At 61.5% G+C, this 23137-nt stretch carries 19 protein-coding genes and 2 pseudogenes; 8 read left to right on the forward strand and 13 right to left on the reverse strand.

From position 1 onward, the window contains the following. The first annotated feature begins 141 nt into the window (after positions 1 to 141). From J3P89_RS16135 to J3P89_RS16145, 3 genes are read left to right on the forward strand one after another with little or no spacing between them, the layout of a single operon-like run. Positions 142 to 264: a hypothetical protein gene (locus J3P89_RS16135; protein ID WP_434694873.1), complete on the forward strand. Its 123-nt coding sequence runs from the start codon at positions 142 to 144 to the stop codon at positions 262 to 264. A 42-nt stretch (positions 265 to 306) separates the two neighbouring features. Then, positions 307 to 669: a hypothetical protein gene (locus J3P89_RS16140; protein ID WP_434694874.1), complete on the forward strand. Its 363-nt coding sequence runs from the start codon at positions 307 to 309 to the stop codon at positions 667 to 669. Next, on the forward strand, positions 657 to 1577 hold the full coding sequence (locus tag J3P89_RS16145) for an ABC transporter six-transmembrane domain-containing protein (protein WP_434694875.1): 921 nt from the start codon (positions 657 to 659) through the stop codon (positions 1575 to 1577). The genes J3P89_RS16140 and J3P89_RS16145 overlap by 13 nt, the downstream gene beginning before the upstream one ends. Here J3P89_RS16145 and J3P89_RS16150 read toward each other — a convergent pair. The 9 genes from J3P89_RS16150 to J3P89_RS16190 all read right to left on the reverse strand — a co-directional run bounded on the left by J3P89_RS16150 (position 1566) and on the right by J3P89_RS16190 (position 11034). Then, positions 1566 to 2507, reverse strand: a complete 942-nt coding sequence (locus tag J3P89_RS16150; RefSeq protein ID WP_434694876.1) for a helix-turn-helix domain-containing protein — start codon at positions 2505 to 2507, stop codon at positions 1566 to 1568. The genes J3P89_RS16145 and J3P89_RS16150 overlap by 12 nt on opposite strands. A 75-nt stretch (positions 2508 to 2582) precedes the next feature. Next, entirely contained in the window at positions 2583 to 3362 is a 780-nt protein-coding gene (locus tag J3P89_RS16155; RefSeq protein WP_434694877.1) for a 2-keto-4-pentenoate hydratase, read from the reverse strand. Then, entirely contained in the window at positions 3359 to 4966 is a 1608-nt protein-coding gene (locus J3P89_RS16160) for a bifunctional 3-(3-hydroxy-phenyl)propionate/3-hydroxycinnamic acid hydroxylase (RefSeq protein ID WP_434694878.1), read from the reverse strand. The genes J3P89_RS16155 and J3P89_RS16160 overlap by 4 nt, the downstream gene beginning before the upstream one ends. A 61-nt stretch (positions 4967 to 5027) precedes the next feature. Then, entirely contained in the window at positions 5028 to 5630 is a 603-nt protein-coding gene (locus tag J3P89_RS16165) for an amino acid synthesis family protein (RefSeq protein ID WP_434694879.1), read from the reverse strand. A gap of 15 nt (positions 5631 to 5645) precedes the next feature. Further along, on the reverse strand, positions 5646 to 6104 hold the full coding sequence (locus J3P89_RS16170; protein ID WP_076954034.1) for a VOC family protein: 459 nt from the start codon (positions 6102 to 6104) through the stop codon (positions 5646 to 5648). 11 nt (positions 6105 to 6115) lie between these two features. Then, the gene (locus J3P89_RS16175) at positions 6116 to 7156 is read right to left on the reverse strand and encodes a YCF48-related protein (RefSeq protein ID WP_434694880.1); all 1041 of its coding nucleotides are present in this window, start codon (positions 7154 to 7156) and stop codon (positions 6116 to 6118) included. Positions 7157 to 7168: 12 nt separating this feature from the next. Beyond that, positions 7169 to 7963, reverse strand: coding sequence for an SDR family NAD(P)-dependent oxidoreductase (locus tag J3P89_RS16180; RefSeq protein ID WP_065885621.1), 795 nt, complete (start codon positions 7961 to 7963; stop codon positions 7169 to 7171). A gap of 27 nt (positions 7964 to 7990) precedes the next feature. After that, positions 7991 to 9481 carry an aldehyde dehydrogenase family protein gene (locus J3P89_RS16185; protein WP_434694881.1) on the reverse strand — a complete coding sequence of 497 codons (1491 nt, stop codon included), beginning with the start codon at positions 9479 to 9481 and terminating at the stop codon, positions 7991 to 7993. An 11-nt stretch (positions 9482 to 9492) separates the two neighbouring features. Next, a complete protein-coding gene (locus tag J3P89_RS16190; protein ID WP_434694882.1) occupies positions 9493 to 11034 on the reverse strand; it encodes an acetolactate synthase large subunit in 1542 nt (513 codons plus the stop codon). A 301-nt stretch (positions 11035 to 11335) separates the two neighbouring features. Between J3P89_RS16190 and J3P89_RS16195 the strand changes: the two genes are divergently transcribed. After that, positions 11336 to 12094: an IclR family transcriptional regulator gene (locus J3P89_RS16195; RefSeq protein WP_434694883.1), complete on the forward strand. Its 759-nt coding sequence runs from the start codon at positions 11336 to 11338 to the stop codon at positions 12092 to 12094. A gap of 26 nt (positions 12095 to 12120) precedes the next feature. Here the strand turns inward: J3P89_RS16195 and J3P89_RS16200 are convergent, their stop codons facing one another. The 3 genes and pseudogenes from J3P89_RS16200 to J3P89_RS16210 form a co-directional block, all read right to left on the reverse strand. Further along, positions 12121 to 13443, reverse strand: coding sequence for a hypothetical protein (locus J3P89_RS16200; RefSeq protein ID WP_434694884.1), 1323 nt, complete (start codon positions 13441 to 13443; stop codon positions 12121 to 12123). A gap of 89 nt (positions 13444 to 13532) precedes the next feature. Next, positions 13533 to 14954 (reverse strand): aldehyde dehydrogenase family protein, encoded by a 1422-nt coding sequence (locus J3P89_RS16205; RefSeq protein WP_434694885.1) that lies wholly within the window; start codon positions 14952 to 14954, stop codon positions 13533 to 13535. Positions 14955 to 15037: 83 nt separating this feature from the next. After that, positions 15038 to 16484 (reverse strand): annotated as a pseudogene (locus J3P89_RS16210) (APC family permease). A gap of 264 nt (positions 16485 to 16748) precedes the next feature. On the opposite strand from J3P89_RS16210, the gene J3P89_RS16215 reads away from it, so the two are divergent. From J3P89_RS16215 to J3P89_RS16225, 3 genes and pseudogenes are all read left to right on the forward strand, one after another. Next, a complete protein-coding gene (locus J3P89_RS16215) occupies positions 16749 to 18239 on the forward strand; it encodes an MFS transporter (protein WP_434694886.1) in 1491 nt (496 codons plus the stop codon). 375 nt (positions 18240 to 18614) lie between these two features. Continuing rightward, positions 18615 to 19622: pseudogene (locus J3P89_RS16220) on the forward strand (HAMP domain-containing protein); the annotation flags it as partial. Positions 19623 to 19724: 102 nt separating this feature from the next. After that, on the forward strand, positions 19725 to 20480 hold the full coding sequence (locus tag J3P89_RS16225; RefSeq protein ID WP_434698011.1) for a methyl-accepting chemotaxis protein: 756 nt from the start codon (positions 19725 to 19727) through the stop codon (positions 20478 to 20480). 66 nt (positions 20481 to 20546) lie between these two features. Here the strand turns inward: J3P89_RS16225 and J3P89_RS16230 are convergent, their stop codons facing one another. Continuing rightward, a complete protein-coding gene (locus J3P89_RS16230) occupies positions 20547 to 21509 on the reverse strand; it encodes a helix-turn-helix domain-containing protein (RefSeq protein ID WP_434694887.1) in 963 nt (320 codons plus the stop codon). Between the two features lie 214 nt (positions 21510 to 21723). On the opposite strand from J3P89_RS16230, the gene J3P89_RS16235 reads away from it, so the two are divergent. After that, the gene (locus J3P89_RS16235) at positions 21724 to 23100 is read left to right on the forward strand and encodes an aspartate aminotransferase family protein (RefSeq protein WP_434694888.1); all 1377 of its coding nucleotides are present in this window, start codon (positions 21724 to 21726) and stop codon (positions 23098 to 23100) included. Positions 23101 to 23137: the final 37 nt, after the last annotated feature.

Here is a 23137-nt window from a genome sequence, read left to right on the forward strand (position 1 = left end):
AACCCTGACCACCCTGAAGCGAGGTTTGCTTTATTAACACCCACCAAGGTGATGGCATGCGCCTCTATCTCCTTATTCAAGAGAGCAATTAAATATCGCCACTTTGCCTTACTGGACCTACAAGGACGTTGTATCGCTTTCATGAGTTGCGAAGAAATCCCCAGCAGAGGTGAATGGGTGGAAGTCGAAGCAGTGAATCTCGCCTGGCTCAATCAACTGTTGCCAGGCCTTGAACGCCGGGCAGCGATCAGCCACACCGTGTAATGCCTGGCACCCTTGTTTAACGTTCCAACGTGGATAACTGTTATGCCCACACTGCATTCAGCGCGGACGCCTATCGCCCTTAAACAACTGGAAGCGTCACTGACGCTCTACACGTTCAAACTCAAAAAGTTGCAGCGCTTCTGTATTCCCCTGCAGAAGTACGCACCTTCTTGTGTCTTGGCCCTGTGGCTGTTGGGCGTATGTGCATCGCTGATAACCCAATCCTATTATCACTGGCTGCTGACGGCGCCGGCCATTTGCATCTTGATCACTCTGGAAATCATCATCGAAGAAGTCCAGATCGATCTGTTGTTGCTGACCGACGAAGCGCGCCATCGGCTCGGCGTCACCCGCGACTTTTATCAACGCGCAACGTGCGACACAGGTGCTCCATGGCGTCCGTGACACCGCCGATTCTGCTCGAAGAGAGTAAAAAACTGGGGCAGCAATCCGCCAGCCAGACCCTCAAGGCCATCGCCAGGGCCTATCCCGGTAAATTGTTCGGCACTTTATCGTTGGTCGCACTGGAAAATGCGCTGCTGCTGGCCTACCCGCTGTTCGCCGGGTTTGCCGTGGACTCGATCATCCGCGGCGATGCCGCCAGTGCACTGTGGTATGCCGCCGTGGTATTCGGCTTCTGGGTGGTTGGCGCGGCGCGGCGGGCGCTGGATACGCGCACCTTTACGCGCATCTACGCCGACCTTGCGGTGCCTGTAATTCTCAACCAGCGCCTGCAACGCCACAGCACCTCCAAGGCGGCGGCGCGGGTGGTGCTGGCGCGCGACTTCGTCGATTTTTTTGAGAAGCACGTGCCGACAATCGCCACCGCGCTGGTGTCGATCGTCGGGGCGGCGGGCATGCTGTTGGTGATCGAGCCCTGGGTCGGCCTGGCCTGTCTGCTGGCATTGCTGCTATGCATCACGCTCATGCCGGGCTTCGCGAGGCGCAACCAACGCTTGCATGAGCGCCTGAACAATCGGCTGGAAAAGGAAATCGGTCTGGTGGAAACGGTCGGGGCGCATACCTTGCACCGCCACTATCAGGTGCTGTCGCGGCTACGCATCTGGCTATCGGACCGTGAAGCAGTGGCGTTCCTGTCCATTGGCATTCTGGCGGCGCTGCTGTTCGTGGTCGCGATCACGCAATTGGCCTTGGCGCCAGCGGTGAAAGCCGGGCATATCTATGCGGTGATGACCTACCTGTGGACCTTCGTCAGTTGCCTGGATGAAGCGCCTTCGATGATAGACCAACTGGCGCGGCTCAAGGATATCGGCAAGCGCGTGGACCCAGGCTTGGCGGACTCAGCGCGGTGACCTGCGCGTTTCCGACGGCGATTCGCCGAACAGCTCGCGGTAATGCGTGGCGAAATGGCTCAAGTGAAAAAAGCCCATGGCCACGGCGATTTCACCGACGTTTTTCTTGCTCGGGCAGGTTGCGATCAGGCGTCGCCTGACCGCGTTGAGACGCAAATTGCGCAAGTACTCTACGGGCCGCATGCCGGTCACTGCCTGAAAACTGTTCTGCAGGGTCCTGCGGCTGACGCGCAACTGCTCGCAAAGGTCCAGGATGCTCAGCGGGGTATCGCCACTGGCAATGATCAATTCCTGGCTGCGCCTGACCAGATACGCGCTGACCGCGAAATTGCCACGCCGGCCACGCACTTCATCGCCAGCGTGGGTGAACAGATCGAGAAATGCACTGAGCAACTCGTCTTCCAAGATTTTTTCCGACGCCGGGCTGATGGCGTCCGCGTGTTCCAGAAAGTGACGAAACAATAGGTGAATGCGCTGACGAATGCGCAGCAGTGACGTTTCATCCACGTTAAGCGCGGGCACGCTGGTCAAACGCTTGAGCTGATCATTGGATAACTCGAAGGCCGCCAGTTTGGCGAAACGCACGGCATCGACGTTGAACGCAAAAAAATGTGTGCCTTGCGGCGCATGCAGCACGAACTCTTCGGCATCACGCAGCAGCACCACGCTTTGAGCGCTTATCCGTTGCCCCTGGACCACCGGAGGGCTGCCCAGTGACATGGCTGCGCACAAGCGGCCCTGGGGCGAACGGCCATGCTGCACCACCCGCTTGTCCAGCACCTCCTGGAAGATCTGGAAGCGATCACCGGACAGTTGCCGCAGCTCACTGGTCAGGCAGCCGCAACCCAGCTGGTCATAGACCTGCTGCCAACCCTGGATCGAGCCGGCGTGCTGTTGAGAGTCATTGAAGGTTCGGACTTCAGCGAGCATATTCGTCATTCCTCGGCGGCCGGGTTCTTGCTTTTGGTCTGAAGGGGGCTCAGTCATCCGTGACATCGGTTGGCGTTACACAGGCGCAACGCCCGCCTGGAAAACCAAAGCCAGTTCCGTGCCAAGCATGTGCAGATGATAAGTGCCCGACTGAATATCCATCGGCGCCAGTAGCGAACCGGAAAGCACCACCTGCCCGGCCTCCACGCGATGACCATCGGCCAGCAAGCGCCGCACCAGCCAGCACAGGTTAAACAAGGGGCTGTCCTCACGGTCCTGGGTATCGCCGCTGCCCAGATACACGCCCTCATGCTCCACGTGATACGCAACGCACGCATGCCGAACAGGATCGAACGGCACAGGCTGCCCTACACAGTACAGTGCCGCGGCGGCGTTATCGGCCAGGAACGCGCCAAGCCCGAAACGCCAGCCCTGCCAGCGGCAGTCGGCGATTTCGAACGCTGGCGCCACCTCGGCGATGGCCGCCAGGATCTCCTCATCCCCGTAGTCACCCGCTACCAGCGTGCGCCCGAACACAAACGCCAGCTCGACCTCAAGCTTGGGCTGAATCAACCGTTCAAATGACACCGTGCTGCCCGGCTCGACCTCCATGACCGCCGTGAGGCCGCCATACACCGGTTCGTCGAGGCCAAAGCGCGCTTGCGCCGCCCGGCCTGCAAAGGCGACCTTCCAACCGCTCAGCCGTTCGCCACCTGCCTGGCGCCGTGCCAGCCCCTGAAGCAGCAGACCATAGCCTTCCAGCCGGTCCAGCGCCTCGGGCGGCAAGGGTGCAATGGGCTGGGCGGTGCGCCAGGCCTCGTACAGTTGGTCGAGCAGTGTGTTGGCGCCACTCATGAAAGTTGCTCCGCCAGCTTGCGGAGTACGCCATCAAGCCGCTCAGGGGTGGTAATCGCCGCGACAAATCGGTCCGGACGCACCACCACGATGCAGTCACGCACCTTGGAGAACCATTCGCCCAGGCGGTTATCCACGTCCTCCACACTCAGGGCGTCGCTGGCCGTCAACGGCTGGTTACGCCCCACGCCGCTGCGCGACCGGTTGACCTGGATGAAACAGGTACCCCAACGTGCCCAATAATCCACCATCGGTTCGCTGAGGTGTTCGCGCGGGTTCACGCGATAACCCAGCACGGCATAGCCGTTGCCGAGCACTTCGTCCAGGCGCCGGCGCTGACCTTGCGCATCTTCGATATTCGGCTGGATGAATAGTTGCCCGACCAGATCATCCTCACGCAATTCTGCCCGCTCGTGATAGACCAGCCCTTTGGTGATGGTCGCCTTGGGTTTGAACTTGAACTCCAGCAAGTGCGAACGCAGGTTGTCGACGCTGTTGACTGCCTGGAACAGCCAGTCGCGCACGCCCGCCATCAACGGGTTGGTCAAGCCAAGGACGGCGCCCATATTGTCGGCCAGGGCCACCAGTTCAGTGGCGTGGCCACGGCGTTCCTGGTCATAACTGGCCAGGATCGATGGCGCCGCACGCCCCTGGATGATCGCCGCGAGCTTCCAGGCCACGTTGGCCACATCGCGCAGGCCGGAATTAAGGCCTTGCCCGGCCCAGGGCGGAGAAATATGCGCCGCATCGCCCACCAGCGCCACGCGCCCTTCGACAAAGCGCGCCGCGACGCGCGAGTGGTGGGTATAGGCACGAATGCGAATGACATTGAGGTCGTTGACGGCGTCGCCGATATGCCCGTGGATCAGCTTGCGAATCGTTGCCTCTTCGCACATTTTCGCTTCGTCCTCGCCCTCCATCAGCATGAATTCCCAGCGCCGTTGCTGGTACGGCAAATATATGCACACGAAGGGCCGCTGCGGGTCGGCATGCAAGGCGGTATAGGGTGCGTCCAGCGTGTCGTTGGCCGTATCGACCACCACCCATTTGCGTGGATGGGTCAGTCCCAGCAGTTCGATACCGAGTTTTTTACGCACCGTGGAGCGACCGCCGTCGGCACCGATCACATAGTCGGCCTGGAGTTGGTAGACCTCGCCGTCGGCACCGCGCACCTGCAGGGTCACGCCCTGATCGTCCTGCGCAAGCTCGAGCAGTTCGTGGCCCTGGCGCAACTCGACGCTGGCGTGCTGCCCGAGATGCTCGCGCAAGGTGCCTTCGAGCAGTTGCTGCATGAAAATATTGCGCATCGGCCAGCCGTAGTGCGCCGCACTTGGCTTGACCTCGGCGAAACACACGCCGCGCGCGTTGTAGTAGCGCAGCGGCACATCGCAAATCATGTCGCGTACCGCCCGTTCGGCGATACCGATGCCCTGCAACACCCGCAATGCCTCATCGTCCATGCCCACGGCACGGGGATAAGGCAGGATGCCGTCGGCCAGTTCAAGGACGATGCAGTCGATACCGTACATTCCCATATAGTGCGCGGCCGTAATGCCGTTTGGGCCACCGCCCACGATGACAACCTGGGTCTTCTCCTGCTTCATCGCTATTCACCGCTTTCTTGTTGTGGTTTTGATCCAACACTGCTTGATGCTGCGCCTTTTATCAGTGCAGCCCGTCAATACCTTTTACATCCTCGGCCTTCAGGCCGCCCAACCGCGCATGCAAACGGCCGCGGGTGGCGAACGCCCAAATCACCACCACCTCATCAGCCGAAGGGCCGTCACCGAACGTCAGGGAGAAGCTGTCGTAATGCGAACGCACGTACAGCGCGTCTTTGTGGGCCAGCGGTACGTCGATGGTCGAACCCGGCCCGCCGCGCTTGCCGGTCGAGGGCACCCACGACTTGCCACCGCCCAGGGCGACGCGGATCGGATCGGCGGCCGGGTTGGTGAGGAACGCGTTGCCGTGCTCGTATTCACCCGCGCTGCCCACCAGGATGGCCTTGCCATAGCTGACAATTTCATGTGCGCCGGCCAACGCATTGATGCGCCGGCCGAACTCTTCGCCCAGCAACGGCGACGGGTCGATCAATTGCGAAAGGTCCTCACGGTAGCGCCCGGCATAAGGGTTAGCGATGACGGCAGCCACGGCGTATTTGAACAGCGGCTCGCCATCGGCCAGCTGGCCACTTTCGTTGGCCAGGGTTTCTTCGACGAAGCTGTACCATTTGCGGATGTGATAGCTGGCAAAATTCGCGGTTTTCATCAGGTGAACCTCGGTTCAAATCGGGTCAAGGGGATCAAGCGTGATGTTGCGACTCGGTGCACGGGCGGCCTTGAAGCGGGCCTTGCCGCACGCATCGTCATGCTCGGTCTCGAGAAAGAATTCCATGCGATTGCAATCGGGGTCGTTGAAATACAGGCCGTTGCCGATTTCATGATCGGTAATTTTCACCACCTCCACCCCCTTCTTCAGCAACATGCCGTAGAGCTGGCGCAAGGTGGTCATGTCACCTTCGATTTCCAATCCGTAGTGCTGCAGGCCCAGGCCGCCCTGGTGGGCGCCCGGTTCTGCACGAATCAAGGCGATGTCGTGATGCTTGGTGCCAAATGCCATCATGACCCAACTTTCTCCCCGGGCACTTTCGTGCATGCCCAGGATGTCGGCATACCAGCGCGCCGACACATCAGGATCACTCACAAATAGCGATAAGTGAGTCCGAAGGATTTTGACTTTCATCACCGATTACCTCAGTTCTTCTTGACGATGGATTGATGCCCGGCCTTGATCTGCGCCACGGCAGGCGTCCAGAGCACATCCGCGATCTCGCTGAATTCGCGCCAGTGCTTCTGCCAGCCGTTCCCGCCATTGTCGGAGGTGAACAAGTGCCCATACTTGGTGCCCGCCACGATCTGGTGCGGGTTGGCCGGGTTGAAGGCAATGGCCCACACGCAGGAGTTGGGCTGCTGCGGCAGCGGCAATACCTCCCAACTGAGGGCGGCATTACGGGAAACCAGGATTTTGCTGGTGGTGCCGGGAGTGCCGTCGGAAATGCTCAGGTACAACGTGTCCTCGGTGCCCAGCGGCGCGTTCATGGCGCGTATGTAGTACAAGCCGAACGCCTCCCGGCCAACGATGCCGGTCCAGGTCAAGCCTTCATCCAGGCTGCGGTAGACCGCGTTGACGCACACCACCACGATGATTTTTTCGCCATGGTTGGGCAGCACCAGGATGTTGTGGATGTCCGAATTGAAGTCCCACAGCAGGAGGTCATCAACCCGAGTCCAGCTGTCGCCACCGTCGCGGGAATGGAACAGCCCACCCTCCTCCAGGCCGAACCACACCTGATTGCGGTCAGTGGGGTCGTAGGCGAAGGCCAGCAAACGTGGGCGACTGACGCCGTCACAGAATTCAGGAATCTCCACCGGCGCGCGATCCCAGTTGAGGCCGCCGTCCAGGGTGCGCCACAGCACAGCGCGCGAAGGCGCACCGGTACCGACAAAGATTCGCTGGGCATCCTGCGGGTCCACAGCGACCTTCCACACCGTCTCGCCGTTGAACGGCGAATCGACGCGCTGCCAGTGCCCACCGGTGTCGTGGCTGACACACAAGCCCACGTCGGTGCCGGCATAGATTCGCTCGGGCGTGTCGGGATGCACGCTCAAGGACCGAGTGATTGCATCGAATTCAAGGTCTTGCCCCAGGCCCAGGCGATGCCATGTCTTGCCATCGTCGGCACTGCGAATCACCGCCTGCCCGACGGTGGCGACTAAAAGGGTTCCGTTACTCATCTCTGATACTCCTCAGATATAGATGCCACGGGTCAAACCACCGTCGATACCGATTGACTCACCGGTTACCGCGCCGGCCTTCGGCGACGCCAGGAAGCCGATCAGCCAGCCCATTTCAATCGGCGCCAGGGTGCGGCGGATCGGCGTCGCGTCGATGTACGCCTGTTCAACCTGTTCCGCGGTCTTGCCCTGCTTGACCGCTTCGCGGTCGTACAGCTCCTGGATATGCGGGGTATCCACCACGCCGGGGTGAATCAGGTTGACCGTGATGCCCGACGGGCCGAGCTGGTCGGACAGGGTTTTGGTCATGTGGGCAATCGCCAGGTTTCGCATGCCCGAGAGCACTTTGCTGCTGCGCCCGGTGAGCCCGCCGATGTTGATGATGCGACCGAAGCCGGCAGCCTTCATGTGCGGGGTCACGGCCTTGGCGCAACGGAAGTAGCCGATCACCTTGGTATTGAGGTCCGACAGCAATTCATCGTCGCCGGCGTGTTCAATGTCATTGCGCACCACACCAGACGGCGCGGCTGCACCGTTGACGAGGATGTCGATACGGCCGAAATGCTTGTACGCAGCATCGACCATCTCGGACACGGCCTTCATGTCGTTGGTGTCACAGAACAGCGGCAGCACTTCATTACCGGTCTGTGCCGTGATCTCTTCGGCAGCCAGTTGCAGGAACGCCATGCGCCGCGCGCAGATCACCACCTTGCAGCCTTCCTCGGACAGAAACCGTGCGACTTCCTTGCCGATGCCCATGCCGCCACCGGTGACGATTGCCACGCGGCCTTTCAATTCCAGATCCATTGCCATTTCCTCTTGTGATTGTTCGATTCAGGCGAGATCGACGAAGACGCTTTTGGTTTCGGTGTAGGCGTCGATCACGTTCTTGCCCATTTCCCGGCCCCAGCCGGATTGCTTGTAACCGCCGAACGGCGAGGCCGGATCGACCACGTTCCAACAGTTGATCCACACCGAGCCGGCCTTGAGCTGCGCGGCCACGCGGTGCGCCGAACGCAGGTCGCGGGTCCACAGGCCGGCGGCAAGGCCGTAGGGCGAGTCATTGGCACGCAGCACCAGGTCGTCGATTTCGCTCCAGCTCATCACGGTCAGCACCGGGCCGAAGATTTCTTCGCGGGCCACGCAGGCCCGCTCGGCACGGTCCAGGAACACGCTGGGTTCAATGAAGTGACCGCGCTCCAGGTGCTCTGGACGGCCGCCGCCGCAAATCAGTTCGGCGCCCTCTTCCTGGCCCCGCTGCAGGTAGCCCTTGACCGTGTTCAACTGCCGGCCGGACACCAGCGGGCCCATGCTGTTGGCCGGGTCCAGGCCATTGCCGAGCACATAGGCGGCGGCATGGCACTGCAGTTCTTCAAGCATCTGGTCAAGCACACTGTCGTGCACATACAGGCGCGAGCCGGCCGTACACACCTGGCCCTGGTTGTAGAAAATCCCGTCGGCGGCGCCCTTGGCGGCGCGCACGATGTCGGCGTCGGGCAGGATGATGTTCGGTGACTTGCCGCCCAGTTCCAGCGAGACCTTTTTCATGTTGCCGGTGGCGGCCTGGGCGATCAGCCGCCCGACCTGGGTCGAGCCGGTAAAGGCGATCTTGTCCACGTCCGGGTGCTGTGCCAGCGGTGCGCCGGTGTCGGCCCCCAGGCCCGTGATCAGGTTGACTACGCCGGCGGGGAAACCGGCAGCCTCGATCAGTTGCACCAGGCGAATCGCCACCAACGGCGTCTGCTCGGCGGGCTTGAGTACCGCCACGCAACCGGTGGCCAGCGCCGGGCCGAGCTTCCACACGCACATGGTCAACGGGAAGTTCCACGGCACGATCAGCGCGCAGACACCGACCGGTTCACGCAATGTGTAGTTGAGCATCGGCGCACCGCTGGCCGGCGAGACGGGCAACGTGCTGCCTTCGATCTTGCTGGGCCAGCCGGCGAAGTAGCGAATGATGTTGGCCGCGCTGGCCGCTTCACCGCGGGCATTGGCGATCGGCTTGCCGTTCTCCAGGGTGATCAGTTGCGCCAGCTCCTCGCGGTGCTGGTCCAACAGGTCGGCGAGCCGAAACAGCAACAAGCCGCGCTGCGCCGGCGACTGCAAGGCCCAGGCGCCGGTAAACGCTGCACGGGCGGCCGCAACGGCCGCATTCACATCGCGCTCATCGCCCTGGGCGACTTCGGTCAGGGTCTGTTCAGTGGCCGGGTTTTCCACGGCAAAGCGGCGACCGCTGGCGGCGTCCTGCCAGGTACCGCCGATGAACAGGCGACCGGGTTGGTCCAGGAACGCCTGGACGGCAGGTAATAATGGGAGCTGGTTCATGGTCGACTCCTTCAAAGCGCCATTTCGATCAGGCAAGGCCCGGCATCGGCGGCGGCATTGGCCAGCGCCCGTTGCAGTTCGGCATTGGTGTGTACGGTGCAGGACGGCACGCCATAGCCTTTGGCCAGGGCCTTCCAGTCGATGCGCGGACTGTCGAGCACGGTCAGCTTGAGCGACTGCGGGTCGAGCTCGGTCATGCCGAAACGGCGCAGTTCGTTCTGCAGGATTGCGTAGCGGTGGTTGGCGGCAATCAGGATCACCACCGGCAACTGCTCGCGGGCGATGCTCCACAGGGTCTGGATGGTGTACTGGGCGCTGCCGTCCGATTGCAGGCAGAACACCCGGTTGCCACGCTCAGCCAAGGCCGCGCCAAACCCCACCGGAATCCCCTGGCCGATCGCGCCACCGGTGTTGGTCAATACACGGTGCCGCGCGGCACGGGCAGAGGCGGTGAAAAACGGATAGCCGCAGGTGCCGCCCTCCACCGAGACAATGCAGTCGTGCGGCAGCGCGGCGGCCAACACTTGCCCCACCGACTGCGGGCTCAAAGCGGCCTCGCCCGGCGGCAGCTGGATGTCCTGCGGCGTCGGTACATAGGCCGGCGCATCCAGCGCATCGGCCAGCGCGGTCAGCGCCCCGGCCACATCGTCGCCCACTTCGGCCAGCGACAGCAGACGTTCACGCTCAGCCAGCCGCGACGGAATGCCTTCGTAGCCGAAATAACTGATGGGCTCCACGACACCGGCGCACACCACCTTGTCGTACTGCTCGAGAATCTCGATGGCCACTTCCGGGAAGTACGGCAGGCGATCCAGGTCGGGCAAGCCACCACCACGGTAGCTCAGGCGCGGGAAGGTTTCGGCAAACATACGCACGCCGGGCAGTTGCGCCAGGCGCCCCGCCGCTTCCAGGCCGGCCACCGACAAGCCCTGGTCACCGACGATGAACACCAGGCGCTGGCCGTCGCGCAGCGCCTGGGCCACGGCTTCGATGCGGTCACCGGCAAAGCGCCGCATCGGCGCACGCAGCGGGCTGAACTGGCCGTTGTGGGTCACGGTATTGGATTGCAGGTCCATGGGCAGGATCAAGCTGGCGATCTGGCCCTTGGCTTGCCAGGCGGCGCGCATGGCTTCCTGCAAGTCCTCGCCCACACCCGACGCGGTGCGCGAGGTCCGTACCCAACTGGAAACAGTGGCGGCCAGGGCCTGGATGTCGCTGGCCAAAGGCGGGTCGTAATTGACGTGCCAGGACGCGTGGTCGCCAATCACATTGACGATGGACGTGTTGGCGCGCCGTGCGTTGTGCAGGTTGGCGATGCCGTTGGCAAAGCCCGGACCCAGGTGCGTCAGGGTCATTGCCGGTTTGCCGGCGATGCGGCCGTAACCGTCCGCCGCACCGGTACATACCCCTTCGAACAACGCCAACACCGGCTTGAGGGCGGGCGCACTGGCCATCGCGGCCACCAGTGGAATCTCGGTGGTTCCCGGGTTGGCGAAGCAGTACTCGATACCGCTTGCCGCTGCCGCATTCACTATCAGTTGCGCACCATTCATTGTCAGCCCTCTCACTTGAGCGTTTTCTCTTATGAGATTTATCACACACAAAAACTAACCATACAAGTATTATTCACTACTAATCTCTTATTTTGAGATTTATGCGAAATTTAAACCGAGATAAGTTAATGTGATGACCTGTAGGAGCGAGCTTGCTCGCGAAGAACTCACAGGCACCGCGTTCCTTCAGGAGGCACGTGCTATCGTTGACGTTTTCGCGAGCAAGCTCGCTCCTACAGTGGATCCGGGGCGTTTTCGCCTATAGTGCTTACCCGCGTGCCATCCCTTCTCTAGGAACGAAATGAGCAGCCTGAGTAAATTGCTGAATGTCCTGGACCTGTTCGGTCCAGCCACGTTGAAGATCGACCCGGACACCATTGCCGAGCGCATGGGCCTGTCACGTGCCACCGCGTACCGCTACGTCAAGGAGTTATGCGAAGCCGGGCTGCTGACGCGCATGGACGCCGGCAACTATGGCCTGGGGCCCCGCGTGATCGAGCTGGACTGGATGATGCGCCAGTACGACCCCATCCTCCTCGCCGGGCGCGAACTGATGCATGAGTTGTCGGCGCAGACCGGCCTGGCGGTGTTCGCCAGCGTTTTCTATGACGGACGCATCATCAACACCTACATCGCCGAACCCACCGACACTTACCACTTCTCCTTCGGGCGCGGGCACCCGCTGCCGTTTTTTCGTGGCGCGCAATCCAAGGTATTGATCTCCTTTCAGAAAGGTCGTCGCCTGCAACGCCTGTTCGAAGAACACATGGCCGGCGATCCGGACAGTGCCTACGACTGGGCAAGCTTTTCCAAGGCCACAAAGAATATTCGCAAGGACGGCTATTGCATGACCCACGATGAACTGAACCTGGGCCTGACCGGCATCGCGGCGCCGATCATCCAGCCGGATATCGACGAGGTGGTAGGCAGCCTGTCCGCTGTCGGCAGCACCCAGAGCTTCAAGCTGCTGCGCCAGGAAACCGTGATCGAGATGGTGATGGACACCACGCGACGGATTGCCGAGAACATGCGCAATCAACCCGGCGCCGCCGCGTCCTGAAGTCAAGACGCGACAGCCAGGGTGGATCAGAACGGTACGGCGACGGTCACTTGGCTGTACAGGTTGGTGCCGTTGCCGACCGCCTGGTTGCCGCCCGTGGTGGAATCCTGTTTCGGTTTGTAGAGACCAATCAGCGGCGTGATGATCAGGTGCGGGTTGACCGCCCACTCGGCGTACACGTCAAGCTCCCGCGCATCGAGGTTCAGTGCATTGCTTTTGCGCACAGTCTCGAAGTCGAAGTACAACGCGCCCAGGGTCAGGTTTTCCAGCGGCGTGGCCTTGAGGCCCACATGCTGGACACGCGTGTTGCTGTTGAACGGGCCGGCGTAGTTGGACGCCACTTCACCCTGAAACCAGGTGCCGTAACCGGTGCTGAGCCCGGTAAACAGCGGGTCCCATTTTTGCGAGTATCGGGTGTAGCGATAGGTCAGCTTCGGCGCCCAGATGACGTCGGCAAAGGTGTAGCTGGCTTCGCCGTACCAGGCTTTTTCAGGCCCCGCGTCCTTATCCTGCCAGGCGTATTCGAAGGCGAAACTGGCATTTTTGACGCCCGCGTTGCCTTCGCCGTGCAGGCTGTAGGTGTTCATGCCGTCGCGCTGTTTCTGCAAGTCATTGGCCCATTGATCGGTGACGCCCATGCCGTGCACCCAGGTCAAACCCAGCGTACCGGCGGCGGCCGTGTAGTCGAGGGTGCCTGCCGCCAGTTCGGTTTCGGCCTGGGCGCGGTTATCCGACTTGAGCCACAGCACCGAACCGTGCAGGCCGTCCTGCCCGCCCAGCCGTAGGACGGCCGTACGATCAAAGGCATGCCGCGCCCCGAGGTAGAAGCCGCCTCCGCGGTTCAATGTACCGCTGGCCGGGCCCTTGCCCAGGTTGGGGCCGTCGTCGTTGATCAGGAATCCACGGCCAACTTTGACCACCTGGCGTCCACCGGAAATATCCACACCGTCCTCGCCCAATGCCGGGAACAGATCGCCGGAGCGCCACCCCAGGTAAGCGTCTTCGATTTTGGTGGTGCGCTCGGTGCCCAGGGTGTTGCCGGCCGGGTCGCCGTCGCCCCAAGTGGCGGAGCTGAGCAGGGCGAATGCACCATAGGCGGTGCCGTTGCCCGCCAGGGACTGGTCGCCGCTCAAGCCGTATTTGATAAGGCCTTCGCGCCAGGTTGAGCCACCCGAGGTACCGTCATAGTTCTTGCGGCTGTTGAACATACCGAATACGGCGATCATGTCTGCGTTGAGATGGCGGCTGTCATCGCTGTACAGCTCATAGGCCAGGGCCTGGCTGATGGCGCAGAGCGTCAAGCTACATGCCAACATGCCGCCGAGAAATAAAGTGGATGGGTAGCGCATGATCAAAGCTCCTTGAAGCGCGTCTTTAAAGACTGTCTCAGATAATGGCAACAGGGGCGCAGCGACGCTGCGCCCCTGTTGGCCGAGCACTACTCGCCCGCACGCTTATTGACGAACTGCAATTGCTGGCCGGTAAATTCCAACAGTCCTTCGAGGCCGAACTCGACACCGAAGCCAGACATCTTGCTGCCGCCGAATGGCGTATTCGGCTGGATCCGGGCGTGACAGTTGACCCAGGCCACGCCACTTTCCAGGCGGCTGGCCAACGCTTGCGCCTGTTGGACATCCGGCCCCCATACCGAGCCGCCCAGACCCATGTCACCGGCGTTGGCACGGCGCAGCACGTCCTCGACGTCGCTGTAAGCGATCAGTGGCAACACCGGACCGAACTGTTCCTCGTCCACCAGGCGCTGACCATCGGTCACATCCGCGATCAATGTCGGTGGGTAAAAGAACCCCGGACGATCCAGACGCGCGCCGCCACACAGGACCCGCGCACCCTGATCCCGTGCATCGGCGACCAGGGCTTCAACCAACTGCAGTTGCTCCAGATTCTGCACCGGCCCGAAGTTGACGCCGGGCTCCAGGCCATCACCCACCACCTGGCGCTGAGCGATCAGCGTGAGCGCGTCGGCGAAGGCCTCGTATTGGGATTCGTGAATGTACAAACGCTTGAGGGCTGCGCACGTCTGGCCCATGTTGAGGAAGGCTGCCTGGAAAATTTCCTCGGCAACCTCTTCCAACGATGTGCCGGGCAATACAATCGCAGCATCGTTGCCGCCCAGTTCAAGGGTCAGGCGCTTGAGATTGGTGGCAGCGCCGCGCATCACGCTCTGGCCGGTGGCGGTGGAACCGGTGAAGACAATCTTCTGGATGCCGGGGTGCGAAGTGATCGCACTGCCGAAACCCTGCTCGCCGGTCACGCAGTTGATCACACCGTTGGGCACATGCCGCGCAATGATTTCCACCAGACGCAAGGTACTCAGCGGCGTCAGGCTCGACGGCTTGCTGACCACGCAGTTGCCGGCCCGCAGCGCCGGCATGATGTGCCACACGGCAATCATGAACGGCCAGTTCCATGGCGTGATGGACGCCACCACACCCAGGGGTTTGCGGTGCAGCTCAATGCGCTGGGTCGGGGTTTCTTCCACCAGCCCCACTTCAATCTGCTGCCCGGCGGCATAGCGTGTCCAGGCGGCGGCGCCCATGACTTCGGAAAACGCCAGTTCCAACGGTTTCCCTTGTTCCTGCACGATCAACCGGGCCAACTCATCGGCGCCCTGCTCGATACTCTCGGCAATCGCCAACAGCCGCTCGCAGCGCTGAGCATGGGAAACGTGACGCCATGCCTTGAAGGCCACTTGAGCGGCGGCCACCGCGTCGTCCAATTGAGCCAGCGAGCCGGCCGAGCATTGGGCGAATGCGGCACCGGTGGCCGGATTGATTACATCAAACTGCCCGTTTGCACCGGCAACCTGAATCCCATTGATAAGCATCTTGTAGTGGTGCATGTGTCATCTTCCTTTAACGCTGGCGAGGCTTGCCGGACAACGGCAAGCGAACAGTGTGCAGTGGGGCGGTATCGCACGATGCCTTAGAGTTTGTGGCTGCCCAGCGCCAGGAAGCGCTGCGGCGAGACCTTGCGCAGTCGCGCGGCGAGAAAAATGCCGCCCAGCAGCGCCGCTGGAATGACCGTGCACAGGGCGTAGGATAAAAGCTGGCTGGCGCCGGTGAGCACATCGAAATGCACCACCGCCAGTATCAGCACCATCAGCAAGGCCAGGCTGGAGAAAATCGGCAGGATACGCCCGCGCCAGAGGCCGACATTGAGTTCCGGGTGCCGGTGGAAATACACACACACCGAGATCGAAGTCATCGCCATGAGCAAAATCACGCACAAGGTGGCGAGGTTGGAGAACCAGGCGAACAGTTGCAGGATCGGATCGGCATCCATCGCGGCGAAGATCAGTACCACCACGGCGGCGATCAGACTTTGCAGCGCCGAGCCCATATGCGGGCTTTGGTGCACACGGTGGGTGGTGCCCAACAAACTGTGCAGCAGACCGTCGCGCCCGATAGCGTAGAAATAGCGCGCCGCGGCGTTATGGAACGCCAGCAGCCCGGCGTAGATGCTGACCATGAACAGCACCCGGATAATCTGCGTCAGGTACGGGCCGACAAAGTGGTCCGACATGCCGTAGATAAAGGTGGTTGGGTCCTGCAGGGCTTGCAGCATCGGCACGATTTTATCCGTACCTACGCCCACCACCATCGACCAGACCGACAGCGTAGAAGCCGCCGATCAGCAGCACCGAGCTGTAGGTGGCAATCGGAATGGTGCGGTGCGGATTTTTCGCTTCTTCGCCGTAAATCGTCGTGGCCTCGAAGCCGATAAAGGCCGCGAAGCAGAACAGCAGGCCGATCGACGGGGTACCGCTGAACACATGCTGGCTGGTGAACGAGTCGAGGTTGACACCGCTGTCGCCGCCTGTCTTGAGAATCGCGATATCCAGGGTCAGGATCGCCAGGTATTCGGCAATCACGACCACCGACAACAAACGGGCGGACAGATCGATCTTGCGATAGCCCAGGATCGCGATGCTGACCATCGCCATCAGCGAGTAGGACCACCAGGGCAACACCACGCCGTATACGCTTTCCATGGTGCCGCTGACCACGCCGCCGAACATGCCATAGAGGCCGACCTGCAGGATGTTGTAGGCAAACATCGCCAGCACGCCCGCCGCCCCTCCGGCCAGGCCGCCCAAGCCGCGCGAGGTAAAGGCGTAAAAACCACCTGCGTTGGTGACATGCCTGGCCATGGTGGTGTAACCGACCGAAAACGCCATCAGCACCGCCAGGGCCAGCAATAACAACGCCGGGGTGCCGGCACCGTTGCCCAGCATGATGCCAATCGGGAAGCCTCCGGCGATGACACTGAGCGGGCTCGCTGCCGAAATCACGAAGAAGATGATAAAGCCGACACCCAAGGCGCCACGCTTGAGCTCCGTGGAGCTGTTGACCGGGATAGATAGACTCATGTTATTAACCTTATTGTATGAGGCAGTCGCTGTGGTGTGGGACCGAGCGAGGCGCTATCGGTACCAGATAGCGCTTTTGTTTTTGGGATTGCACGCTGTATTCGATGCTATGCCCGCCCACGAACACCCCGCTATCCCAAATCGGTAACATCGCCGGCGTCACCCCCGACCGGCAATGCCCCGACCGTCAGGACCGATTTGGGATAACGGCGCCCCTCTGCATTCAGGCATGCTAGGTCCAGCCCTCTTTTACGGACGCCAGCCATGCCCTTTACCGACTCCAACCGTCGCTGGCTGATACTTGCCATCATTTCCAGCGCGCTGCTGCTTATCGTCATTGACATGACGGTGCTGTATACCGCGCTGCCCACACTCACGCGGGAGCTCAGCGCCACGGCATCGCAAAAGCTCTGGATCATCAATATCTACGCGTTGATCGCCGCCGGACTGCTGTTGGGCATGGGCACCCTCGGCGACCGTCTCGGGCACAAACGGCTGTTTATCGGCGGCCTGAGCGTTTTCGGCCTGTTCTCGCTGATCGCTGCGTTCTCGCCATCGGCCGGCGTCTTGATCGTCGCCCGTGGTTTCCTGGCGGTCGGCGCAGCTATGATGATGCCCGCCACATTGGCCCTGGTAAGGTTGACGTTTACCGACCGACGCGAACAGGCGATGGCGTTCGGCATATGGGCATCAGTGGCCTCAGGGGGCGCCGCATTCGGACCGGTCGTAGGTGGATTGTTGCTGGAGCATTTCTGGTGGGGTTCGGTATTCCTGATCAATGTGCCAATTGTGCTGTTGGCCTTGCTGCTAGGAGCGATAACCATTCCCAATCATCCGGGAAATAGCCAGACACGCTGGGACTGGCTGGGTTCGCTGCAGGTCATGATCGGTTTGATCAGCATAGCTTATGCGGTCAAGGAGCTGGGTAAACGGCAATCCTCCTTCGAAGCCATGCTGATAGCACTAATCCTGGGCACGCTATTTCTGGCGCTTTTCATTCGACGTCAGCGGCGTGCCGATCAGCCGATGCTGGATCTGTCACTGTTCTCCACGTCTGGCTTCAGAAATGCGGTGATTTCGGCAGTGGTATCAGCCGCCGCCTTGATCGGCATGGAACTGGTATTCAGCCAACGCCTGCAACTGGTGCTGGGCCTGTCGCCGCTGGAGGCGGCGCTGTTCATCCTGCCGCTGCCGCTGGGTTCGTTCGTCGCCGGGCCGCTTGCCGGGCATTATCTGCCGCGCCTGGGAGAGCAGCGCATGCTGTTCTGGACGCTGCTGCTCTCGGCTGCCGCGATGCTCACCTACTTGCTGGCGCACAACGCCGCAGCGCCAGTGCAAATCGTCAGCCTCGCGCTGCTGGGCCTTACGATGGGCGCCGCACTGACCGCAGCGTCCAGCACGATCATGCTCAGCGTGCCCGCCGACAAGGCCGGCATGGCCGCCTCCCTTGAGGAAGTCTCCTTTGAATTGGGCGGCGCCGCAGGCGTGACACTGGCGGGCAGCCTGTTATCGACCATCTACGCCTACTCGGCGAGCCAGATGATTCCTCCATGGCTGGCCCTGAACCCCATGATCTTCGAGAGCCTCGACGATGCGCTGGTGGTTGCCGCGACGTCTTTGCCCGAACACGCCACGATGCTGACCGACTTAGCCCGTACGGCGTTCGACGCAGGTTTCGTCGCCGTGCTGGCGACATGTGCGGCATTGCTGTTGATGGCAGCGCTGCTGGTCAGGCCACGCAAACGGGTGTCATGAATCAGTGACATCAGCCGATGCAGTGACACATCCAATAAAAAGTCGGTGGTTCCACACCAACCGATGATCGATCAACACGCTGTTCACCTGTGAGATAGCCCAATGCTCGACGCCCTTTCCATCCGTTTGAAATTCGTCCTTTTGTCCTTTTTGTGCCTGCTCGGCGTGATCGGCCTGATCGTCGGCATGAATATCTACCAGGGTAACCAGAACAATCAGTTGATCAGCACCTCGAGCAGCAAGATGCTGACTGACAGCGGCGAAACCCTGCTGCTGGCCAGGGCCGCGGAGCAGGCGACGAACCTGCAAAGCGTCTTCGGCAACAGCCTGCAGATCATCAGCGCTTTTTCCGACCAGGCAGCCAACCTACGCACCATGGCCGCCCAGCGGGGGTTGGCGGCCGCTACATTGCGTGAAGAGCTGAACCTCGCACTCAAGACGACGTTCGAACGCAACCCGCAGGTTCTGGGGCTTTGGCTGGTGTACGAACCTGATGCGCTGGATGGAAAAGACCGTGAGTTCGCCAACGACGCCGCACGCGCCTCCAACGAAACCGGGCGGTTTGCCAGCGCCTGGAATCGCGGCGCAGGCGAAGCGATGAATATTCTGATCCCTGAAGGCGACTTGCAGAAAACCGAACTGAGCATCAGCGGCACGCCTTACAACAGTTGGTACACCTGCCCGCGAGACACGCGACGCACCTGCCTCATGGCCCCCTATGCCGACACCCAGGCCGGACAGGTTCAACTGATGACCACGCTGTCGATGCCCCTGATCGCCGATGGCAAGGTCATCGGCACCCTCGGGGTCGACCTCGCGCTCGGCGCTCTGCAAGCTGCCGCGAGCGATGCTCAACGTACGCTGCTCAATGGTTCAGGGCGCATGCTGATTGTTTCCGACAGTGGTGTACTCGCCGCCTACAGCGCGGACGCGAGCCAGATCGGCAAAGACATCAGCGTTCCTTTGGCAGAGGAAGGCAAGGCGGTGCTCACGGCATTGAAGCAACAAAAGCCGGTAGTGCTGGCACGTGATGAACTGATTCGCGCGGTCTACCCCGTTGCGCCCATGCCCGAAGCGGCAGCCTGGGGAGTAGCCATCGACTTGCCAAAAAACGTCCTGCTGGGGGACTCAATGAAGCTTCAGGCCTTGCTTGACCAGACGCAAACCCGCGACACACTGGAGTCACTGCTGGTCGCCGGCGGCGCAGGGCTGTTGGGCTTGCTGCTCATCTGGTTCACCGCCTCCGGTGTGACACGCCCCATCAATAGTGTCGCTCGGATGCTCAAGGCGATTGCCAGCGGCGACGGCGACCTGACCCAACGATTGGATTACGGCAAGAAAGATGAGCTGGGCGAACTGGTGAACGGGTTCAACCGGTTTCTCGACAAACTGCAACCCACCATCGCGCAACTCAAGCAGAGCATCACCGCTGCGCGCGGCACCGCCGACCAGTCTTCGGAAATCGCGCGCCAGACCAGCGAAGGGATGCAGGTGCAATTTCGCGAGATCGATCAATTGGCAACCGCTTCCAACGAAATGAGCGCCACAGCCCACGAAGTCGCCAACAGCGCCTCAAACGCAGCCTTGGCGGCCCGGGGCGCAGACCAGGCATCCAGGGAAGGCATCACCATCATCGAGCGAAGCACCCGTGACATCAACGCGCTGGCCAGTGAAGTCAGCAAGGCCGTGACGGAAGTCGAAGCGCTGGCGGTCAACAGCGAACAGATCGGCTCGGTGCTGGAAGTGATCCGCAGCATCGCCGAACAGACCAACCTGCTCGCCCTCAATGCAGCGATCGAGGCCGCGCGGGCCGGGGAAAGCGGCCGAGGGTTCGCGGTGGTTGCCGACGAAGTCCGCAACCTTGCCAAGCGAACCCAGGACTCTGTAGAGGAAATCCGCCTGGTGATCGAGCGTATCCAGACCAGCACGCGTGGCGTAGTGGCAACCATGCACTCAAGCCAGACCCAGGCCCAGAGCAATGCCAGCCAGATCCATCAGGCCGTGGAGGCGCTCGGTAAGATCAGCGACGCAGTCACGGTGATCAATGACATGAACCTGCAGATTGCAAGTGCGGCGGAAGAGCAGAGCGCAGTGGCCGAGGAGGTCAATCGCAACGTCTCGACCATCCGCGGCGTGACAGAGACACTGACTGAACAGGCCGCCGAGTCGGCGCAGATCAGCAGTCAGCTCAACGAACGGGCCAACCAGCAAATGAAGCTGATGGACCAGTTCCGCGCATAGACCGTGGCGGGCATCGACCGCACTGCGGGGTCAGGCATACGCTCGGCTGCGCCGCCGCACTGGTGCTCAGGCGCGCGCGCAAATGGGGATGGCGGCGCGGGGGGTATGGGACGGTAACTCTGCAAACAGCGCCTGGTACTCCTCGGCAAAATGGCTGAGGTGGTAGAAGCCCCATTGGGCGGCGGCATCACCGATCGAGAGGTGGGACGCGAGGGTACACATCAGGGTGCGGCGCACACCGTTGAGCCGGACCGAGCGCAAGTAGTTCAGCGGCGTGGTCTCGGCCACCGAACGGAAACTGTTTTGCACGGTGCGCCGACTCACCTGCAGGCGTTGGCACAACTCGTTAACGCTGGGCACGTTGATCATTTCGGCAGTCGTCAGTCGGTGGCATTTCTCGACAATGAAGCTGCGCGTGGAACTCGGGCTGCGTTGCTGCTTGTCGCAAGCCGGGTCGGTGAGCAATTGCAACAACTCACCGAGCAAGGCCCGTTCCAGCCCCTGCTCGCGCGCGCTGTCGAGTTCGTCATCGACCTCAGCCAGGGAAAGCATCGCGAGCAACCGAAGCCGAGCCTGGGTGAAGCGCTGGGCGGACACGCGGATCACTGGCTGGCGCAGCAACCGACTGATCTCACTGGCCGACGCCGTTTGCGCCAGCGCCTGTTCGAACCATTCGCGCTCGAAGGTGATGGACAGCAGCTCCATGCCCATCGGCATATGGAACATGAACTCCTCGCCCCCTTGCAGAAAGAACAGGCTGCTGTCATCCACTTCGCGCCCCTGCATGCGCGTCGAACCCGGCACGCTGATCGGCACGGCGAAGCACATCTTGCCGCGCGGCGCCACACCGCGCTGCACCACCCGCTGATTGATCTGCTCGCGGAAAACGTGGCAACGCGCAGTGGTCAGCTGCATCAGCGTACTCTCGGCCAGGCCCGCGCTTAACTGGCTGTAATCCTGGTTCCACTCCTGGACGGTGGCCGCATGGACATGGATATCGCGAAAATGGCTTATGTGGTGGTTTCTCATGATGTGTGAAAAGCCTCTGCCAATTTTTGTTTTTAGCTCGCATTCCTTTGCGATATTCGCACAAAGATCAAACCCCGCGAAATTTCTTCTCAAAATCTTCTTTGTCGACAACTGCGCACGGGCCGGTTCATCTATTTGCCGATTCGGGCTAACGGTCAAGGACACTCCATGAGAATGATCCACACACTGAAACCGCTACCCCAGAGAGTGCGTCATGATTGAGTCCACACTAGAATCCCTGCACTTCGCAGATGCCCCGCGCATTATTTCCAGCACCCTGCCCGGCCCCCTGACCCGCGAGGCCCTGGCGTTGTCGGCGAGTACCGAATCGATGGCGCGTGGCGGCGGCCGCATGCCTATCGCCATGGACCGCGCGTTCGGCGCGACCTTCAAGGATCCCGACGGCAACACCTACATCGACCTGTCCGCGGGCGTGGGCGTGAGCAGCGTCGGCCGCTGCCACCCACAGGTGGTGCAAGCCATCCGTGAACAGTCCGAAGTGCTGATGCACGCCCTGGAAATCAACAGCACCCGCCGCACCGAACTGGCCGCCAAGATGTCCGAGATCGCGCCCGACGGCCTGCGCGGCGACTGCATCACGTTCTTCACGCAAAGCGGCAGCGATGCGCTGGAAGCTGCGATCAAGTTCGCCAAACGCATTACCGGACGCCACCAGATCCTCGCTTTCCACGGCGGCTACCACGGCGTGTGGAACGCCTCTGGCGCCCTGACTACCGGCACAGCCTACCGCAAGGGCTACGGGCCGATGATGGGCGGCGTGATTCACGCCCCCTACCCATACGCCTACCGCTTTCCTTTCGATACCACGCAAAAAAGTGCCGAGCAAATTGCCGGCGATTATGTGGACTATCTGCTGAACAGTCCTTACACCGCCGCCGATGACGTGGCTGCCGTGATTGTGGAACCGGTGCAGGGCGAAGGCGGCTACGTGCCGCCCTCCCCCGAGTTCCTTCAACTGTTGCGCAAGGCCTGCGACCGCGCCGGCGCGCTGCTGATCGTTGACGAAGTACAGTCCGGTGCGGGCCGCACCGGCAAGATGTGGGCGGTCGAACACTCCGAGGTCAAACCCGACATGCTCACCTTCGGCAAGGGCATTGGCAGCGACCTGCCGATGGCCGGGCTGATCATGCGTTCGGACCTCGCCGCCCAGATTCCCGACGGCTCGATGCCCAATACCTTCGCCGCCAACTCGTTGTCTGCGGCCGTGGCGTTGACCAATATCAGTATCTTGCAGGACCCGGAACTCGGCCTGCTTGATCGCGCCCACACCCTGGGCCTGGAAGCGCAGGAACGCATCCGAGGGTTCAACAGCCCGTTTGTCGGCGAAGTCCGCGGCCGCGGTTTGATGATCGGTATCGAACTGGTGGAAGACGCCGCCACCAAGACACCGCTCGAGGGCGCCAAGATCGGGCAGCTCATGGCCTACCTGATGAACCATGGCGTATTGATGATCCCCTGCGGGCGCTACAGCAACGTGATGCGTGTGATGCCCTCACTGACGATCACGCGCTCGCTGTTCTTCAAAGCGCTGGACATCTTCGGCGATGCCCTGGCTTCCCTCAAGGCATGAGGCCTGTCGCCTCCGACCCATCACGCATGGACATCCA

Source organism: Pseudomonas sp. Z1-14 (assembly GCF_051132005.1).
Classification (GTDB): domain Bacteria; phylum Pseudomonadota; class Gammaproteobacteria; order Pseudomonadales; family Pseudomonadaceae; genus Aquipseudomonas.

Coding starts and splice junctions, on each gene's coding strand:
- J3P89_RS16135 (WP_434694873.1), top strand. CDS start 142: ATGAGTTGCGAAGAAATCCCCAGCAGAGGTGAATGGGTGGAAGTCGAA.
- J3P89_RS16140 (WP_434694874.1), top strand. CDS start 307: ATGCCCACACTGCATTCAGCGCGGACGCCTATCGCCCTTAAACAACTG.
- J3P89_RS16145 (WP_434694875.1), top strand. CDS start 657: ATGGCGTCCGTGACACCGCCGATTCTGCTCGAAGAGAGTAAAAAACTG.
- J3P89_RS16150 (WP_434694876.1), bottom strand. CDS start 2,507: ATGCTCGCTGAAGTCCGAACCTTCAATGACTCTCAACAGCACGCCGGC.
- J3P89_RS16155 (WP_434694877.1), bottom strand. CDS start 3,362: ATGAGTGGCGCCAACACACTGCTCGACCAACTGTACGAGGCCTGGCGC.
- J3P89_RS16160 (WP_434694878.1), bottom strand. CDS start 4,966: ATGAAGCAGGAGAAGACCCAGGTTGTCATCGTGGGCGGTGGCCCAAAC.
- J3P89_RS16165 (WP_434694879.1), bottom strand. CDS start 5,630: ATGAAAACCGCGAATTTTGCCAGCTATCACATCCGCAAATGGTACAGC.
- J3P89_RS16170 (WP_076954034.1), bottom strand. CDS start 6,104: ATGAAAGTCAAAATCCTTCGGACTCACTTATCGCTATTTGTGAGTGAT.
- J3P89_RS16175 (WP_434694880.1), bottom strand. CDS start 7,156: ATGAGTAACGGAACCCTTTTAGTCGCCACCGTCGGGCAGGCGGTGATT.
- J3P89_RS16180 (WP_065885621.1), bottom strand. CDS start 7,963: ATGGATCTGGAATTGAAAGGCCGCGTGGCAATCGTCACCGGTGGCGGC.
- J3P89_RS16185 (WP_434694881.1), bottom strand. CDS start 9,481: ATGAACCAGCTCCCATTATTACCTGCCGTCCAGGCGTTCCTGGACCAA.
- J3P89_RS16190 (WP_434694882.1), bottom strand. CDS start 11,034: ATGAATGGTGCGCAACTGATAGTGAATGCGGCAGCGGCAAGCGGTATC.
- J3P89_RS16195 (WP_434694883.1), top strand. CDS start 11,336: ATGAGCAGCCTGAGTAAATTGCTGAATGTCCTGGACCTGTTCGGTCCA.
- J3P89_RS16200 (WP_434694884.1), bottom strand. CDS start 13,443: ATGCGCTACCCATCCACTTTATTTCTCGGCGGCATGTTGGCATGTAGC.
- J3P89_RS16205 (WP_434694885.1), bottom strand. CDS start 14,954: ATGCACCACTACAAGATGCTTATCAATGGGATTCAGGTTGCCGGTGCA.
- J3P89_RS16215 (WP_434694886.1), top strand. CDS start 16,749: ATGCCCTTTACCGACTCCAACCGTCGCTGGCTGATACTTGCCATCATT.
- J3P89_RS16225 (WP_434698011.1), top strand. CDS start 19,725: ATGCAGGTGCAATTTCGCGAGATCGATCAATTGGCAACCGCTTCCAAC.
- J3P89_RS16230 (WP_434694887.1), bottom strand. CDS start 21,509: ATGAGAAACCACCACATAAGCCATTTTCGCGATATCCATGTCCATGCG.
- J3P89_RS16235 (WP_434694888.1), top strand. CDS start 21,724: ATGATTGAGTCCACACTAGAATCCCTGCACTTCGCAGATGCCCCGCGC.